The sequence below is a fragment of the Bradyrhizobium sp. 31Argb genome, assembly GCF_043638955.1.
Taxonomy (GTDB): domain Bacteria; phylum Pseudomonadota; class Alphaproteobacteria; order Rhizobiales; family Xanthobacteraceae; genus Bradyrhizobium.
Genome location: NZ_JBEGDB010000195.1, coordinates 1 through 15,563, shown reverse-complemented (window position 1 = coordinate 15,563; position 15,563 = coordinate 1). Strand labels below are relative to the sequence as shown.

The following is a 15,563-nucleotide window of genomic DNA, read 5'->3' as shown; positions in this document are numbered from 1 at the left end:
GGTCCTACCCCCGTGCTTTTTGTTGCACGGGACCCACGGGTGCAACCAGCACCCGGCTTTCCCTGCGCCCTCTGTTCGATGAGAGGGTGGAAATTGACGCAAAGCTCGGGCAGCGAATGCCGCGAGAACGCGGACTCACATCCTCTCCGCTGTTTGAAATTTGAATCATAGCTCGCGGCGATGCTGTAGGGTGGGCAAAGCGAAGCGTGCCCACCATCCACGGGCGGTGCAAGAAAGGTGGGCACGCTGCGCTCTACCCATCCTACGGCCTGACCTCACTCGCTCGCCTCGAGCCATTCCGCGGCACCGCGCCAGAGCGTGTCGCGGTGCTCGGGGCGGAAGAAACCGAAATGGCCGATCTTCGCAACGCCTGCGTCCGCCGGTGTGATCGCGATGATCTCCGGTTTGGCGGCGCCAAATCCCGAGCACAGCAATTCGACCGCGGGCCGCGTCGCCCAGGGATCGTCGCTGATGCAGAGCGCGCGCAAGGCGCCCTTGAACTTCGCGAAATTCGACACCGCGGTGAGCGCGGCATCATCGAACAAATAGCACGGGCTGTTCACCCAATTCGTCCATTGCTCGAACACGCCCTTCGGCAAATCCATGCCGAGCCCCGCCCAGCCGGGTGTGTAGCCGAGCATGCGGGTCAACGGCAGAAGGACGTAATTCATGGCGGCGTAGACGCGGTAGCGTTCGGGCGAGGCCATCAATCGCCAGGTCGCGGCTTGCGAAGCGACCAGGAGCGCGCGCGACACCTCGATATTGTTCGGGATCAGCCCCAGCGCCTGGCCGCCGAAGGAATGGCCGACATAGGCGAGCGGCAGCGCCTGGTAGCGTTCGTGCATCCACGTCACGGCAGCGGTAACGTCGAGCGCGGCCCAGTCCGACATCGAGGCCTTGAAGCCGACCAGCGATTTCCGCGGGTTGTCTCCGCTCAGGACCTTCGGCCTGGAATCGCCGGTGCCGCGATAATCGTAGGTGAGGACGACAGAGCCGCGCTTGGCGAGATAGGCGGCAAAACCCCTGTAGACCTTGCGCGGCACGGCGGTCGCCGAATTGATCAGGACGGTTTGCCGCTTGGCGCCGCGGGGCAGGAACAGCGTCGCTCCGAGAGGATAGCCATCGATGGCGGGTACAGTGATGTCGTCGGTGAAGACGTCGTCGAGCGCAGCCTCAGCCACTTACGGAATTTCCTTAAGCGTTAACGTTTTGCTCTAACAAATGCGAATTCGGCTGTTGTCGCAAGAGGTTGAGCGGGCAGGTGGAAATCCGGCTGGCGGTCTTTCAACAGCCTGTATATATAGCTTCGCTTTCCCGGATAAGTAGCGGTTTTTGCTCAGGAGTTAACGCCCATGTCCGAGCGCTGGACACCCGACAGTTGGCGCACCAAGACGGTCTTGCAGATGCCGGACTATCCGGATGGCAAGGTATTGGCCGACGTGGAGGCGCAGCTTGCGACCTTTCCGCCGCTGGTGTTCGCGGGCGAAGCCCGCAACCTGAAGAAGGCGCTGGCGCGCGTCGCCGCGGGCGAGGCCTTCCTCTTGCAGGGCGGCGACTGCGCGGAGAGTTTTGCCGAGCACGGCGCCAACAACATCCGCGACTTCTTCCGCGTGCTGCTGCAGATGGCGGTGGTCCTCACTTACGCCGGCGCGCTGCCGGTGGTGAAGGTCGGCCGCATCGCCGGACAATTCGCCAAGCCGCGCTCCTCGCCAACCGAAAAAGTTGCTGGCGTCGAACTGCCGAGCTATCGCGGCGACATCATCAACGACATCGCCTTCACCAAGGAGGCGCGCACGCCCGACCCGGGCCGGCAGTTGAACGCCTACCGGCAGTCGGCGGCGACCCTCAATCTGCTGCGGGCGTTCGCCACCGGCGGCTTCGCCAATCTCGGCAGCGTGCATCAGTGGATGCTCGGCTTCCTGAAGGACTCGCCGCAGTCACGCCGCTACAAGGAACTGGCCGACCGCATCTCGGAAGCGTTGAACTTCATGCGCGCCTGCGGCCTCGACCTCGAGAGCCATCCGGAACTGCGCTCGACCGATTTCTATACCAGCCACGAGGCGCTGCTGCTCGGCTATGAGCAGGCGCTGACCCGGGTCGATTCGACGACCGGGGATTGGTACGCGACCTCCGGCCACATGATCTGGATCGGCGACCGCACCCGCCAGCTTGAGAACGGCCATGTTGAATATTTCCGCGGCATCAAGAATCCGATCGGCCTGAAATGCGGCCCGTCGCTGAAGCCGGATGAGCTGTTGAAGCTGATCGACGTGCTGAACCCCGACAATGAGCCCGGGCGGCTGACGCTGATCGCCCGCTTCGGCGCCGACAAGGTCGGCGAGCATCTGCCGGCGCTGATCCGGGCGGTGCAGCGGGAAGGGCGCGTGGTGGTGTGGTCATGCGATCCCATGCATGGCAACACCGTCACCTCGACCACCGGCTACAAGACCCGGCCGTTCGACCGGGTGCTGTCGGAAGTGAGGTCGTTCTTCGCCATTCACCAGGCCGAAGGCAGCCATGCCGGCGGCGTTCATCTGGAGATGACGGGGCAGGACGTCACCGAATGCATCGGCGGCGCGCGCGCGATCACCGACGAGGATCTCAACGACCGCTACCACACGGTCTGCGATCCCCGCCTCAACGCCGAACAGTCGATCGACATGGCCTTCCTGATCGCGGAACTGTTGAAGCAGGAGCGCGCCGGCAAGGTCAAACCGATGCCGGCAGCCGCGGGGCTCTAACACTTGCTGCGGTTCTGGCGGGCCACCATCAACTCGTGGAACGGCCTTGGCTTCGCGATCCGCTCCGAGCAGGCGGTTCGCGAGGAGGTGGTGGCGCTGCTGTTGTCGGTGCCGGCGGCGTGGCTGATCGGCGCCACGGTGATGCGCCGGGTCGAGCTCGTTGCAGCGGTGGTGCTGGTGCTCGTGGTCGAACTGCTCAACACCGCGATCGAGAAGCTCGCCGACCGCCTGACCATGGACCATGATCCGCAGATCGGGCGGGTCAAGGACATGGGCTCCGCCGCGGTCGGCGTGACGCTGGTGATGGCCGGGCTGTTCTGGCTGTTCGCCCTCGCCGAGCGCATGGGCATGATCTAACGCAGGCGATTGCAGTTTACATGAGTGCAAGGCACCATTGATCTCATGAGCGAACCTGAGTTCATTGTTACACTGGCGCAATTGAATCCGACTGTCGGCGACGTCGCCGGCAACGCCGCGAAGGCGCGCGCCGCGCGGCAGACGGCGAAGGCCGCTGGCGCCGATCTGATGGTGCTGTCGGAACTGTTCATCGCCGGCTACCCGCCGGAGGACCTGATCCTGAAGCCGGCGTTCCAGGCCGCCTGCCGTGCCGCGGTCGAGGAATTGGCGCGCGAGACGGCCGATGGCGGTCCGGCTGTCCTGATCGGGACGCCCTGGGTCGAGGACGGCAAGCTCTACAATGCCTGCGCACTGCTCGATGGCGGTCGTGTCGCCGCGCTGCGCTTCAAGGCCAATTTGCCGAACTACGGCGTGTTCGACGAAAAGCGGCTGTTCGCGCGCGGACCGGCGCCGGGCCCGGTGACGGTGAAGGACGTCCGGGTCGGCGTGCCCATCTGCGAGGACATCTGGCTGGAAGAGTCCGAGGACTACGAGAACGTCGTCGAGTGTCTTGCCGAGACCGGCGCGGAAATTCTCGTCGTGCCGAACGGCTCGCCCTATGCGCGCGACAAGAACGATCTCCGCCTTTCGATCGCGGTCGCCCGCGTCACCGAAAGCGGCTTGCCGCTGGTCTATCTGAACGAGGTGGGCGGGCAGGACGAACTGGTGTTCGACGGCGCCTCGTTCGCGCTCAATGCCGATCTCACGGTGGCGGCGCAGTTGCCGGCCTTCGAGGAGAGCGTCACGACGCTGCGTTGGACCAGGGGCGAGGCCGGCTGGCGCTGCAACGGGCCGATCACGCCGCTGCTCGAGGGCGACAAGGCGGACTATGCGGCCTGCGTGCTCGGCCTGCGCGACTATGTCCGCAAGAACGGCTTCCCGGGCGTGCTGCTCGGCGTTTCTGGCGGCATCGATTCGGCGCTATGCGCGGCGATCGCGGTGGATGCGCTCGGCGCCGACAAGGTTCACGGCGTGATGCTGCCGTTCCGCTACACCGCGCAGGTGTCGCTCGATGATGCGGCAAGCCTGACCAGGATGCTAGGCATCCGCTACGAGGTGCTGCCGATCGCGGATGCCGTGAACGGGTTCGAGAAGATCCTGTCCGAGCCGTTCAAGGGCCTGCCGCGCGACATCACCGAGGAGAATCTGCAGGCGCGCACCCGCGGCACCTTGTTGATGGCGCTCTCCAACAAGACCGGCGCGATGGTGGTGACCACCGGCAATAAGTCGGAAATGTCGGTGGGCTATGCCACGCTCTACGGCGACATGAACGGCGGCTTCAACCCGATCAAGGACATCTACAAGACCGAGGTCTTCCGGCTGTCTGCCTTGCGCAATAGCTGGAAGCCGGAAGGCGCCCTCGGCCCAACCGGCGAGGTGATCCCGCCCTCGATCATCACGCGGCCGCCGACGGCTGAACTGCGCGAGAACCAGACCGACCAGGACTCGCTGCCGCCTTACGAGGTGCTCGACGCGATCCTGGAGCGCCTGGTCGAGCGCGAGGAGCCCTTGGCGTCGATCATCGCTGCCGGTTTCGATCGTGAGCTGGTCGCGCGCATCGACCGCCTGCTTTCCATCGCCGAATACAAGCGCCGGCAGGCCGCGCCCGGCGTCAAGGTCACGCGTAAGAATTTCGGCCGCGACCGCCGCTATCCCATCACCAACCGCTTCCACGATCGCGGCGAGACGTTGCCGCAGCCGGACGAGAAGCTGGCGACGCGCGGTACCCGCGCCTCCGTGGAGGCGTTCGAAGGCTAGCTATTGTTGTTTCTTCGGGAGGAAAGTCGGGCCGACGGTGCGGATCGGCCGATCTCCCGGCGGGGTTTGATCAACCGGCGCCGCCGGTGCGTCGGGTGCAGGAGTCGCATTCGCCGACGTCGCGCCCTTCTTACCGGCCGGCGCCTGCTTGGTGGACTGCTGTTGCGCGCGCTGCTGCATCCTCCGCGCGCTCTCCTCGGTGACGATGATGTCGCCCTGCTGCTCGACGGCGGCCTTGTCGTCGACCGATTTCAGCGCCTCCGCCCAGGTCTGGCCCGCCGGCTTGCAGGAGCAGGACGGATTGAACTCGGTGCGGAACTTGAACGCGTTCGGCAGCGACGTATAGGGCTGGCCATTGACCGAGACCGCCTGGTTGATGTCCTCGCCGGGATTGCGATAGGCGAACAGGGTTGCTTCCGCCGCCGGGCACTGCGCCTTGCAGGTCTTCTCGTCATCGGCAAAGCGCCCCTGCACGGTCGCGAACGAGATCGGGAAATAGGCGCCGTCGCAGCTCCGCACGCAGACCGTACGGTAGGTGCCGGATTGCGGGGCGAGGTCGCCGGCCGGCGGCGCAATGGTCACGTTGTCGTCGTTACGATTGCCGAAGAGATTGTCGAGGAAATTGCCCGGACCCCGCCCGGCATTGGCATATTGCGGGCCGCAATTGTTCTGCGCGAGCGCAGTCAACACCGAGCGGCGCTGGTTCTCGCGGTCGGCGCCGCCGAGGCCGCCGCTGCGCATCCGCTCCAGGGTCATCATGATTTGATCGAGGTTGCCGCGCATCTGCTGGATCTGGGTGTTGATCGGGCCGCATTGCGCCGGGCCGTTGTTGAACAGCGAGAAGAAGCCGGAGCCGTCGCAGCCCATGCGCCGCCCCTGCGCGATCACACGGTCGAGCTCGGCCTGCTGTCTCGAGGCGGCTTCCTGGTAGCGGCGGATCTGGTCGTCCCTGATCGAATCGCCGCTGCCGCCGCCGCGGTCGATGGTCGCAAGCTGACCCTCGAGCCGGATGCAGATCGGGTTGGACGGCCCGCCCTGTTGCGGCGGCGCCTCCTGAGACATCTGCGCGTAAGCATCGTCAGGCGTCTGCGCCAAGGCATCAGTGGCCGGCAGGGCAGTGCCGAGCAGGAGGGCGCACGTCAAAATCCACGGGGCGAAGCAAGAGTTCAGGCGATTGGGCATGTCCAGTCACAGAATGACGCCGCGCAGCGGGCAAGCCCGAAAGGCGCGGCAAAGGCCGCCTGCAATAGCCGTTTCTCGGGGCAGCGTCACGTCGTTTCCGGGGCCCCGATGTGGCAAAACCCCGTGAGAATACCGGCCCTTGGCTGCCCTTGGCCGGATCAGCGCTGGCAGGTGATGGCGATATATTCGCCGCAGGCGCCGCCGCTGCAGTTTCCCGTGGCCTTCGGAACGGCGCCGGTAATTTCGTCAGGGTCGACGCGGCGATAGGCGGTGGCTTGGGCAAAATCTCGTGACTGGCAATAGGAGCGGGCGGCGTGAGCCCCGCATTTGTCGCCTCGCGCGAGGCATTCGTCGACACCGTAACCGTCATCGTGGTTGGCGATGATGAAGACGCGGCTGTCGGCCAGTGCGCCGGAGGTGGCTAAAATGAATGTGCAGGCAAGAAATGCGGATCGAAATCGCATGGGGCACCGAGTGGGGAAGGGAACCAGTGCCTATCCGATTACGCCCAATACATTAATAATGATTAACCATGGTGCGCTTGGAATCATCGCAAGGGTCGAAATCGCCTTCAGAACGGGCGCAAACAGCCCTTGACGCCGTCCCCAGGATGGCGCCATGGTGGAACCATGAACGGCCACCTCGCCATCTGCAGCATTTGCCGCGAGATTATTAGCTAGCGATTCGCTGGCTGAGGCCGTCTTTTCTCACATCGAGATCACGTGACGCCCCGGCCACAAGGGACGGGTATTCCATGCAATTGCGTCTGTACGATACGTTGACCCGGGAAAAGCGGCCCTTCGTGCCGCTCGATCCCAACAATGTGCGCATGTATGTCTGCGGGCCGACGGTCTACGACTTCGCCCATATCGGCAACGCGCGCCCGGTGATCGTCTTCGACGTGCTGTTCCGCCTGCTGCGGCATGTCTATGGCGAGAACCACGTCAAATATGTCCGGAACGTCACCGACGTCGACGACAAGATCAACGACCGCGCCGCTCGGGATTATCCCGGCCTGCCGCTGAACGAGGCGATCCGCAAGGTCACCGAGCAGACGGAGCGCCAGTTTCATGAGGACGTCGACGCGCTAGGCGCCTTGCGCCCCACGGTCGAGCCGCGCGCGACCGAGCACATCGCGGAGATGCGTGTGCTGATCGAGAAGCTGGTCACAGACGGTTTTGCCTATGTCGCCGAAGATCAAGTGCTGTTTTCGCCGCAGGCGATGAACGCGGCCAATGGCGTGCTGCCGCGTTACGGCGTGCTCGCCAACCGCTCGCTGGACGAGATGATCGCGGGCGCCCGCGTCGATGTCGCCCCTTACAAGCGCGACAACACCGATTTCGTGCTGTGGAAGCCGTCCAAGCCCAGCGAGCCGTCCTGGCCGTCGCCATCAGGCATCGCGGTGCCGGGCCGTCCGGGCTGGCATATCGAATGCTCGGCGATGGCCTGGAAGCATCTCGGCGAGCAGTTCGACATCCATGGCGGCGGTATCGATCTGGTGTTCCCGCATCACGAGAACGAGCTCGCGCAAAGCTGCTGCGCCTTCCACGAAGCGCGCATGGCGAACACCTGGATGCACAACGGCTTCCTGCAGGTCGAAGGCGAGAAGATGTCGAAGTCACTCGGCAACTTCGTCACGATCAGGGAGTTGCTGGCGGACTGGCCGGGCGAAGTGCTGCGCCTCAACATGCTCAGGACGCATTATCGCTCGCCGATCGACTGGACGCTGAAGGGGCTGGAAGAGAGCGCCAAGACGCTCGACGACTGGTACGCCGTCGCGGCCGATGCCGCGGGCGATCGGCCGGCGGAGGCCGTTGTCGAGGCGTTGTCCGACGACCTCAACACGGCACAGACGATTACGGCGCTGCACGGGTTGCGGAATGCGGCTGCAAGCGCTGAACAGGCGCGCGGCACCTTCGCGGCATCGCTTCGGTTCCTAGGCTTCCTCGGCCAGAGTGCCGCGGAATGGAAGGGCCGCAAGCACCAGGCGAGTGGTATCGACCCGAAATGGGTTGAAGGGCTGATCTCGGATCGGGCAGCAGCGCGCGCGCGGAAGGATTTCAAGGAGTCCGATCGTATCCGCGACGAGCTCGCAGCCAAGGGCGTCGTGCTGAAAGACGGCAAGGGTGCCGACGGCAAACCCGTGACCACATGGGAGTTGGCATGATGGCACAGGCACTCCCACAACCCGGACTGCGACCGTTCCTGCCGGCGGATACGCCGATGCTCGCGGCGATCTTTGTGGCCGCGATCCAGGAACTGACCGGGGACGACTACGGCGAGACGCAGCAGGAAGCCTGGGCAGCCGTGGCCGATGACGAGGTGGCCTTCGGCAAGAAGCTCGTTGGCGAGTTGACGCTGATCGCAACCATCCAGAATTCGCCGGTCGGCTTTGCTTCGCTGAAGAACAACAATCAGATCGACATGCTCTATGTGCATCCGAGCGTGGCCGGGCAGGGCGTCGGCGCGATGCTGTGCGACGCGCTGGAAAAGCTCGCCGGCGCGCGCGGCACGAAGACGCTTTCGGTCGATGCCAGCGACAACGCGCTCGAGTTCTTCCGCAAGCGCGGCTACGTCGCCAAGCAGCGCAACAGCGTGAGCATTGAGGGCGAGTGGCTCGCCAACACCACGATGCAGAAAACCTTGGCGAATGGCGCTGCTGCGGGAGACGCATCGTGAGCCGCGAACGCCTCTATCTCTTCGACACCACCTTGCGCGACGGCGCGCAGACCAATGGCGTCGATTTCACCTTGCAGGACAAGCAGGTGATCGCGCAGATGCTGGACGAACTCGGCATCGACTATGTCGAGGGCGGCTATCCCGGCGCCAACCCGACCGACACCGAGTTCTTCTCGGCAAAGCCGAAATTCGACCATGCACGCTTCACCGCCTTCGGCATGACGCGGCGTCCGGGCCGCTCGGCGTCCAACGATCCCGGATTGGCGACGATCCTGGAGGCGAAGGCGGACGCGATCTGCTTCGTCGCGAAGTCGAGCGCCTATCAGGTGCGCGTCGCGCTCGAGACCACGAACGAGGAGAATCTCGCTTCGATCCGTGACAGCGTCGCTGCGGCGACGGCTGCCGGGCGCGAGGTGATGGTCGATTGCGAACATTTCTTCGACGGCTACAAGGAGAATGCCGAGTTCGCGCTGTCGTGCGCCAAGGCCGCCTATGAGGCCGGCGCGCGCTGGGTGGTGTTATGCGACACCAATGGCGGCACCATGCCGCACGAGATCGAAACCGTCGTCGGCAACGTCGTGCGCCACATCCCCGGCAGTCACGTCGGCATCCACGCCCATAACGACACTGAGCAGGCCGTGGCGAACTCGCTTGCCGCGGTGCGCGCCGGCGCGCGCCAGATCCAGGGCACGCTGAACGGGTTAGGGGAACGTTGCGGCAATGCCAATCTCTGCTCGCTGATCCCGACGCTGAGGCTGAAGAAGGAGTTCTCGGAGAATTTCGAGATCGGCGTCACCGCCGAGAAGATGACGACGCTGATGAAGGTGTCGCGCACGCTCGACGACATGCTCAACCGCGCGCCGAACCGGCACGCAGCTTATGTCGGCGAGAGCGCCTTCGTCACCAAGACCGGCATCCATGCGTCCGCCGTGCTGAAGGACCCGCAGACCTACGAGCACGTGCCGCCGGAATCTGTCGGCAATCACCGCAAGGTGCTGGTATCAGACCAGGCCGGACGCTCCAACGTCATCGCCGAGCTCGACCGCGCCGGCATTCCCTACGAGAAGAACGATCCGAAGCTGACGCGGCTCGTCGCTGAGCTGAAGGAGCGCGAGGCCGCGGGCTTCGCCTATGAATCCGCCAACGCCTCGTTCGAGCTGCTGGCGCGGCGCACGCTCGGGAAGGTGCCGGAATATTTCAAGGTCGAGCAGTTCGACGTCAACGTCGAGCAGCGCGACAATGCGCTCGGCCAGCGCGTCACGGTCGCGCTCGCGGTGGTGAAGGTCAACGTCGCCGGCGAGCGGCTGATCTCGGCCGCTGAAGGCAACGGCCCCGTCAACGCGCTCGACGTCGCCTTGCGCAAGGACCTCGGCAAGTATCAGAAATATATCGAGGGATTGAAGCTGATCGATTACCGCGTGCGTATCCTCAATGGAGGCACCGAGGCGGTGACGCGCGTCCTGATCGAGAGCGAAGATGAGACCGGCGAGAGCTGGACCACAGTCGGCGTGTCGCCGAACATCATCGATGCCTCGTTCCAGGCGCTGATGGATTCAGTGTTCTACAAGCTGGTGAAATCAGGCGCGTCTGGGTGAAGCTCGCGGCGACGCATCGCCAAACGCCGTCATTGCGAGCGAAGCGAAGCAATCCATCTCTCCGCGCAAGCGGACGCATGGATTGCTTCGTCGCTTCGCTCCTCGCAATGACGGTGAACCTGGGGTGAGGGCCACGCATGATCGACCATATCTCTGTCGGCGTCAGCGATCTCGAACGTTCCGCGCGTTTCTATGAGGCAACGCTCGCGCCGCTTGGCCTCTCGCGTCTGGTCACCCGTCCGGCCATGATCGGGTTCGGCAAGAGCTATCCCGAATTCTGGATCAACCTGCGCGCCAGCATGAAGCCGGTCGCCTCTGACAGAGGCAGCCACGTCTGCCTTCGGGCAAAATCAACTGCCGACGTCGATGCCTTCCATGCCGCGGCGCTGAGTGCCGGCGGCCGCTCGGACGGCGCGCCTGGCCTGCGCCCGCACGACCGTGTCAGGTACTACGCGGCCTTCGTCACCGACCCCGATGGCAACCGCATCGAGGCGGTGACGTTTCCGAGCGAGTGAGCTCTTACAGTCGCCGCGCCACGTCTGGCGCGAGTTCCTTGCCGGCCTCGGGCGAGCGCGCGGCAGCGGCGCGCAGGCGCGGCACGATATCCTCGACGCGGTCGGCCGTCAGCACCTCGAGCGGCAGCGTCGCGCGGATGAAGGCCGTCGAGCGCATATGATCGAGCAACGCGAGCAGCGGCTCCCAAAAACCGTCGATATTGGCGAGCAGCACCGGCTTCGTATGCCGGCCGAGCTGCTGCCAGGTGAGCTGCTCGACCAGTTCCTCAAGCGTGCCGATGCCGCCGGGCAGTGCCACGAAGGCATCCGACCGTTCGAACATCAGCCGCTTGCGCTCGTGCATGTCGGGCGTGACGATCATCTCCTGGACGCGCGTGAGCGCGTTCTCGCGGGCGCGGAGAAAATCCGGGATGATGCCGGTGACCTTACCGCCATGGTCGAGTGTGGAGGTCGCGACCGCGCCCATCAGTCCGATTGAGCCGCCACCATAGACGAGGCGGATGTCACTCTCGGCAAAGATCCTTCCGAGCGTGTTGGCTGCTTCGACAAAGCTGGGGCTGGTGCCGGGGCCGGAGCCGCAATAGACGCAGACGGTCTTGATCTGGTTCATTGGTCTGATTTGGTTCATCCGCTCATGTGGCACTGCAACGAAAAAAACGTCAAGCCCGGCATTTCACGTGGCGTGGCGTAAAAGTGGCGTAAATCGCTGAAAATCGTGAAAGATCCACTCCATGAGGGTTTCCGCGAGATCAAAATCGCCTATATGACGGGCACAATGCGGATCCATGCAAATCACGTGACAGCGAACCGGCGCGCCGTCCTGACGGCGGCGATGGGTTAATGTCGTCCCAACCCCAACTGCGCCTGAACGATATGTCATCTGCCGATGCAAGCAGCGCCGAGAAGGCGACCCTGCTCGGCACGCTTGCGCATCTGTGGCCCTACATCTGGCCTGGCGACCGCGCTGATCTGAAGATGCGCGTAGCGTGGTCGATGGTGCTTCTGCTCCTCGCCAAGCTCGCGACGCTGTCAGTGCCCTTCACCTTCAAATGGGCGATCGACGCGCTGAACGGCACGCCCAGCGCACCGGTGCAATCGTCGAACTGGACGATGTGGCTGATCGCTTCGCCGCTCCTGATGACGGCGAGCTATGGCGCGGTGCGTGTCCTGATGGCGGTGCTGACGCAATGGCGCGACGGCATCTTTGCCCGCGTCGCCATGCATGCGGTGCGGCGGCTCGCCTATCTCACTTTCGTGCACATGCACGAATTGTCGCTGCGCTTTCACCTGGAACGCAAGACCGGCGGACTGACGCGCATCCTCGAACGCGGCCGCACCGGCATCGAGACCATCGTGCGGATGGTGATCCTGCAATTGATCCCGACCGTGGTCGAGGTTGCGCTGCTGACGGCCGTGCTGCTTTGGCAGTTCGACTGGCGCTATGTCGGCGTCGTCGTGATCACCGTCGCGGCGTTCATGTACTACACCTATATCGCGACCGAGTGGCGGATCGAGATCCGCCGCAAGATGAACGACTCCGACACGGAAGCGAACACCAAGGCGATCGACTCGCTGCTCAACTACGAGACCGTGAAATATTTCGGCGCCGAGGCGCGCGAGGCCGAGCGCTACGACCGCTCGATGGCGCGCTACGAGCACGCCAGCACCAAGACCTATACGTCGCTCGCGATCCTCAACACCGGGCAGGCGATCATCTTCACCGCCGGCCTGACGGCGATCATGCTGCTGTGCGCGATCGGCATCCGCAATGGCAGCAACACGGTGGGCGATTTCGTGCTGGTCAACGCCATGATGATCCAGCTCTACCAGCCGCTCAACTTCATGGGCATGGTCTATCGCGAGATCAAGCAGGCGATCATCGACATCGAGAAGATGTTCGGCGTGCTGGCGCGCAAAGCGGAGATCAAGGATGCGCCCGATGCCAAACCGCTGGCGGTGACGGCCGGCAGCGTGCGGTTCGAGGATGTGCGCTTCGCCTATGAGCCGGACCGGCCGATCCTGAAAAGCCTCTCCTTCGAGGTGCCGGCCGGCAAGACGGTCGCGATCGTCGGCCCCTCCGGCGCCGGCAAGTCTACGATCTCGCGGCTGTTGTTCCGCCTCTACGACGTCTCCGGCGGCAGGATCCTGATCGACGGCCAGGACATCCGCAACGTCACGCAAGCCTCGCTGCGCGCCTCGATCGGCATGGTGCCGCAGGACACCGTGCTGTTCAACGACACCATACGCTACAACATCCGCTACGGCCGTTGGGATGCTGATGATGCCGAGGTGGAAGAGGCGGCGAAGCTCGCGCAGATCGACGCTTTCATCCGGATGTCGCCCAAGGGGTACGAGACCCAGGTCGGCGAGCGCGGCCTGAAGCTGTCGGGCGGCGAGAAGCAGCGGGTGGCGATTGCGCGTACGGTGCTGAAGGCGCCGCCAATCCTGGTGCTGGACGAGGCGACATCGGCGCTCGACAGCCACACCGAGCACGAGATCCAGGCCGCGCTCGAGCGCGTCTCGCGCAACCGCACCTCGCTGGTGATCGCGCACCGGCTTTCGACCATCGTCGGTGCCGACGAGATCATCGTCCTGGACCAGGGCCGCATCGCCGAGCGCGGAACCCATCCCCGGCTTTTGGCGCAAGGCGGGCTTTATGCCAGTATGTGGAACCGGCAGCGCGAGGCCGAGGAGGCGCGGGAGAAGCTGGCGATGGTCGACGACGGCAGCGAGGCGCCGAACCGCGAGCCGCCGCCGGTCGACGAACCCGAGCCTGATCCGGTCGAGAAAACCTTGCCGACGGCTGCGGAATAGGCTCCATCTGCGTCTGCAGCATGATCCGATGAGACGGAATCGGATCATGCTCTCATCTCTTTGTTTGATTGCTTGAGCATGATCTTTTCGGAAAACCGGTTTCCTCTTTTCCGGATCATGCTCTAGGACTGGGAAACCGAGTGAGATTCGATGTCGATCGCCAATTCCATACGCGCGCAGATTCCGCCCATCCATCCCGAGGGCTATCCGTTCATCGGCGGCTTCGCGCTGGCGAGCCTGATCCTGTTCTGGATCTGGACGCCGCTGGGCTGGATCGGGACCGTGCTGACGATCTGGTGCGCGCTGTTCTTCCGCGATCCGGTGCGGGTGACGCCGGTGCGGGACGGGCTCGTGGTGGCGCCCGCCGACGGGCGCGTCTCGATGATCACCCAAGCCCTGCCGCCGGCCGAACTCGGACTGGGCGATAAGGCGCTGACCCGGGTCTCGATCTTCATGAGCGTGTTCAACTGCCACGTGAACCGCAGCCCGGTCGCGGGGCGGATCGACCGCATCGCCTACCGGCCGGGCGCCTTTATCAATGCGGAGCTCGACAAGGCCAGCGAGGACAATGAGCGCAACTCGCTCGTGATCTCGACGCCCAACGGCCGCATCGGCGTGGTCCAGATCGCGGGCTTGGTGGCGCGGCGGATCGCCTCCTTCGTGCGCGAAGGCCAGTCGATCGGCGCCGGCGAACGGTTCGGCCTGATCCGGTTCGGCTCGCGGCTCGATGTCTACCTGCCCGAAGGCACCAAGCCGCTGGTTTCCGAGGGCCAGACGGCGATCGCCGGCGAGACCGTCCTAGCCGATTTCCGCACCCCCGAGCCGGGGTGGACCTACCGGGCCGATTAACCATCGGCACCGCCAATTGCGGCGCCTTGCCGCTGGAATGGCGGAGGGGGCCGGCGCTTGCTATATAGTCGCGAGCCATGATGCAGATCGATTCCAAACATCCGGAACTGCGCCGCCGGCGGTTTCGCCAGATTCCGGTCCGGTTGCTGGTGCCCAATGTCATCACACTGCTCGCGATCTGCGCCGGCCTGACCGCGATCCGCCTGTCGACCGAAGGGCGGATGGAGCTTGCGGTCGCGGCGATCGTGTTTGCCGCAGCGCTCGATGGCATCGACGGGCGCATTGCGCGCCTGATCAAGGGCCAGTCGAAATTCGGCGCCGAGCTCGACAGCCTCGCGGATTTCGTCAATTTCGGCGTGGCGCCGGGCCTGATTCTCTATTTCTGGCAACTGCACGAATTGGGCAATGGCGGCTGGATCGCGGCCATGGTGTTCGCGATCAGTGGCGGGCTGCGGCTCGCCCGCTTCAACGCCTCGATCGACGATCCAAACAAGCCGGCGTTCGCGGCAAACTATTTCACCGGCGTGCCGGCGCCGGCTGGCGCCATCACGGTGTTGCTGCCGGTCTATCTGGGCTTCCTGGGCATCACTACGCCGCCGACGATGCTGACGGCCTTCTACACGCTCCTGATCGCGTTCCTGATGGTGTCGCGCCTGCCGGTGTTTTCCGGCAAGACGATGCGCATGCGGGTGCCGCCGGAAATGCTGTTGCCGGTGTTCGTCTCGGTGGTGTTCTTCATCGCGCTGTTGGTCAGCTATCCCTGGCACATCCTCTCCGCGGGCTCGGTGCTGTACCTGATCAGCCTGCCATGGGGCTGGAAGACGTATCGCGACCACGCGCGCGCCGCGGAGGCGCAGGCGGCTGTGCCAGCCGGGGCCTCGACGTCGCCAACTCCGTCGCCGAGCTATCCGGGCGTCACTGACGCCGACCACGACGACCGTCCGGCGCGTCTTAATTGAAGCGCTAGGCCGTGTGGACTCTTGGGATTCTCAAATCAGATTGAACGTGATTCAAGGCTTTCTTTTAGGAGGAAG

Annotated in this window: 14 protein-coding genes; 10 read left to right on the top strand and 4 right to left on the bottom strand. The window is 64.4% G+C overall.

Annotation, left to right across the window (positions count from 1 at the left end):
- Positions 1–275: 275 nt before the first annotated feature.
- Positions 276–1,181, bottom strand: a complete 906-nt coding sequence (locus AAFX91_RS28975; protein WP_130581871.1) for an alpha/beta fold hydrolase — start codon at positions 1,179–1,181, stop codon at positions 276–278.
- A gap of 171 nt (positions 1,182–1,352) precedes the next feature.
- On the opposite strand from AAFX91_RS28975, the gene AAFX91_RS28970 reads away from it, so the two are divergent.
- From AAFX91_RS28970 to AAFX91_RS28960, 3 genes are read left to right on the top strand one after another with little or no spacing between them, the layout of a single operon-like run.
- Positions 1,353–2,741 (top strand): class II 3-deoxy-7-phosphoheptulonate synthase, encoded by a 1,389-nt coding sequence (locus AAFX91_RS28970; protein ID WP_394568918.1) that lies wholly within the window; start codon positions 1,353–1,355, stop codon positions 2,739–2,741.
- Between the two features lie 3 nt (positions 2,742–2,744).
- Positions 2,745–3,098 carry a diacylglycerol kinase gene (locus tag AAFX91_RS28965; RefSeq protein ID WP_130581873.1) on the top strand — a complete coding sequence of 118 codons (354 nt, stop codon included), beginning with the start codon at positions 2,745–2,747 and terminating at the stop codon, positions 3,096–3,098.
- A 45-nt stretch (positions 3,099–3,143) separates the two neighbouring features.
- Positions 3,144–4,895 (top strand): NAD+ synthase, encoded by a 1,752-nt coding sequence (locus AAFX91_RS28960; protein ID WP_394568917.1) that lies wholly within the window; start codon positions 3,144–3,146, stop codon positions 4,893–4,895.
- Here the strand turns inward: AAFX91_RS28960 and AAFX91_RS28955 are convergent, their stop codons facing one another.
- Together AAFX91_RS28955 and AAFX91_RS28950 are read right to left on the bottom strand one after the other, a co-directional pair.
- Entirely contained in the window at positions 4,896–6,077 is a 1,182-nt protein-coding gene (locus AAFX91_RS28955) for a DUF2865 domain-containing protein (protein ID WP_130581875.1), read from the bottom strand.
- A 158-nt stretch (positions 6,078–6,235) separates the two neighbouring features.
- Positions 6,236–6,541 (bottom strand): hypothetical protein, encoded by a 306-nt coding sequence (locus AAFX91_RS28950; RefSeq protein WP_394568916.1) that lies wholly within the window; start codon positions 6,539–6,541, stop codon positions 6,236–6,238.
- A gap of 290 nt (positions 6,542–6,831) precedes the next feature.
- Between AAFX91_RS28950 and cysS the strand changes: the two genes are divergently transcribed.
- From cysS to AAFX91_RS28930, 4 genes are all read left to right on the top strand, one after another.
- On the top strand, positions 6,832–8,244 hold the full coding sequence (gene cysS, locus AAFX91_RS28945) for a cysteine--tRNA ligase (protein ID WP_394568915.1): 1,413 nt from the start codon (positions 6,832–6,834) through the stop codon (positions 8,242–8,244).
- A complete protein-coding gene (locus AAFX91_RS28940) occupies positions 8,244–8,756 on the top strand; it encodes a GNAT family N-acetyltransferase (RefSeq protein WP_394568914.1) in 513 nt (170 codons plus the stop codon). The genes cysS and AAFX91_RS28940 overlap by 1 nt, the downstream gene beginning before the upstream one ends.
- Positions 8,753–10,351: a citramalate synthase gene (cimA, locus tag AAFX91_RS28935; protein ID WP_282530324.1), complete on the top strand. Its 1,599-nt coding sequence runs from the start codon at positions 8,753–8,755 to the stop codon at positions 10,349–10,351. Before AAFX91_RS28940 ends, cimA begins: the two co-directional genes overlap by 4 nt.
- Positions 10,352–10,488: 137 nt before the next feature.
- Positions 10,489–10,866, top strand: a complete 378-nt coding sequence (locus AAFX91_RS28930; protein WP_394568913.1) for a VOC family protein — start codon at positions 10,489–10,491, stop codon at positions 10,864–10,866.
- A gap of 4 nt (positions 10,867–10,870) precedes the next feature.
- Here the strand turns inward: AAFX91_RS28930 and AAFX91_RS28925 are convergent, their stop codons facing one another.
- Positions 10,871–11,476, bottom strand: coding sequence for a TIGR00730 family Rossman fold protein (locus AAFX91_RS28925; protein ID WP_165421379.1), 606 nt, complete (start codon positions 11,474–11,476; stop codon positions 10,871–10,873).
- Positions 11,477–11,706: 230 nt separating this feature from the next.
- Here AAFX91_RS28925 and AAFX91_RS28920 point away from each other — a divergent pair, with 230 nt between their 5' ends.
- The 3 genes from AAFX91_RS28920 (at position 11,707) to pssA (ending at position 15,488) form a co-directional block, all read left to right on the top strand.
- Positions 11,707–13,680, top strand: a complete 1,974-nt coding sequence (locus AAFX91_RS28920; RefSeq protein ID WP_394568912.1) for an ABCB family ABC transporter ATP-binding protein/permease — start codon at positions 11,707–11,709, stop codon at positions 13,678–13,680.
- Between the two features lie 150 nt (positions 13,681–13,830).
- Positions 13,831–14,529, top strand: a complete 699-nt coding sequence (locus AAFX91_RS28915) for a phosphatidylserine decarboxylase (RefSeq protein ID WP_394568911.1) — start codon at positions 13,831–13,833, stop codon at positions 14,527–14,529.
- A gap of 77 nt (positions 14,530–14,606) precedes the next feature.
- Positions 14,607–15,488, top strand: a complete 882-nt coding sequence (pssA, locus tag AAFX91_RS28910) for a CDP-diacylglycerol--serine O-phosphatidyltransferase (protein ID WP_394568910.1) — start codon at positions 14,607–14,609, stop codon at positions 15,486–15,488.
- Positions 15,489–15,563 lie beyond the last annotated feature (75 nt).

Coding starts and splice junctions, on each gene's coding strand:
- AAFX91_RS28970 (WP_394568918.1), top strand. CDS start 1,353: ATGTCCGAGCGCTGGACACCCGACAGTTGGCGCACCAAGACGGTCTTG.
- AAFX91_RS28915 (WP_394568911.1), top strand. CDS start 13,831: ATGTCGATCGCCAATTCCATACGCGCGCAGATTCCGCCCATCCATCCC.
- pssA (WP_394568910.1), top strand. CDS start 14,607: ATGATGCAGATCGATTCCAAACATCCGGAACTGCGCCGCCGGCGGTTT.
- AAFX91_RS28950 (WP_394568916.1), bottom strand. CDS start 6,541: ATGCGATTTCGATCCGCATTTCTTGCCTGCACATTCATTTTAGCCACC.
- AAFX91_RS28930 (WP_394568913.1), top strand. CDS start 10,489: ATGATCGACCATATCTCTGTCGGCGTCAGCGATCTCGAACGTTCCGCG.
- AAFX91_RS28940 (WP_394568914.1), top strand. CDS start 8,244: ATGGCACAGGCACTCCCACAACCCGGACTGCGACCGTTCCTGCCGGCG.
- AAFX91_RS28960 (WP_394568917.1), top strand. CDS start 3,144: ATGAGCGAACCTGAGTTCATTGTTACACTGGCGCAATTGAATCCGACT.
- AAFX91_RS28920 (WP_394568912.1), top strand. CDS start 11,707: ATGTCGTCCCAACCCCAACTGCGCCTGAACGATATGTCATCTGCCGAT.
- AAFX91_RS28955 (WP_130581875.1), bottom strand. CDS start 6,077: ATGCCCAATCGCCTGAACTCTTGCTTCGCCCCGTGGATTTTGACGTGC.
- cysS (WP_394568915.1), top strand. CDS start 6,832: ATGCAATTGCGTCTGTACGATACGTTGACCCGGGAAAAGCGGCCCTTC.
- AAFX91_RS28925 (WP_165421379.1), bottom strand. CDS start 11,476: ATGAACCAGATCAAGACCGTCTGCGTCTATTGCGGCTCCGGCCCCGGC.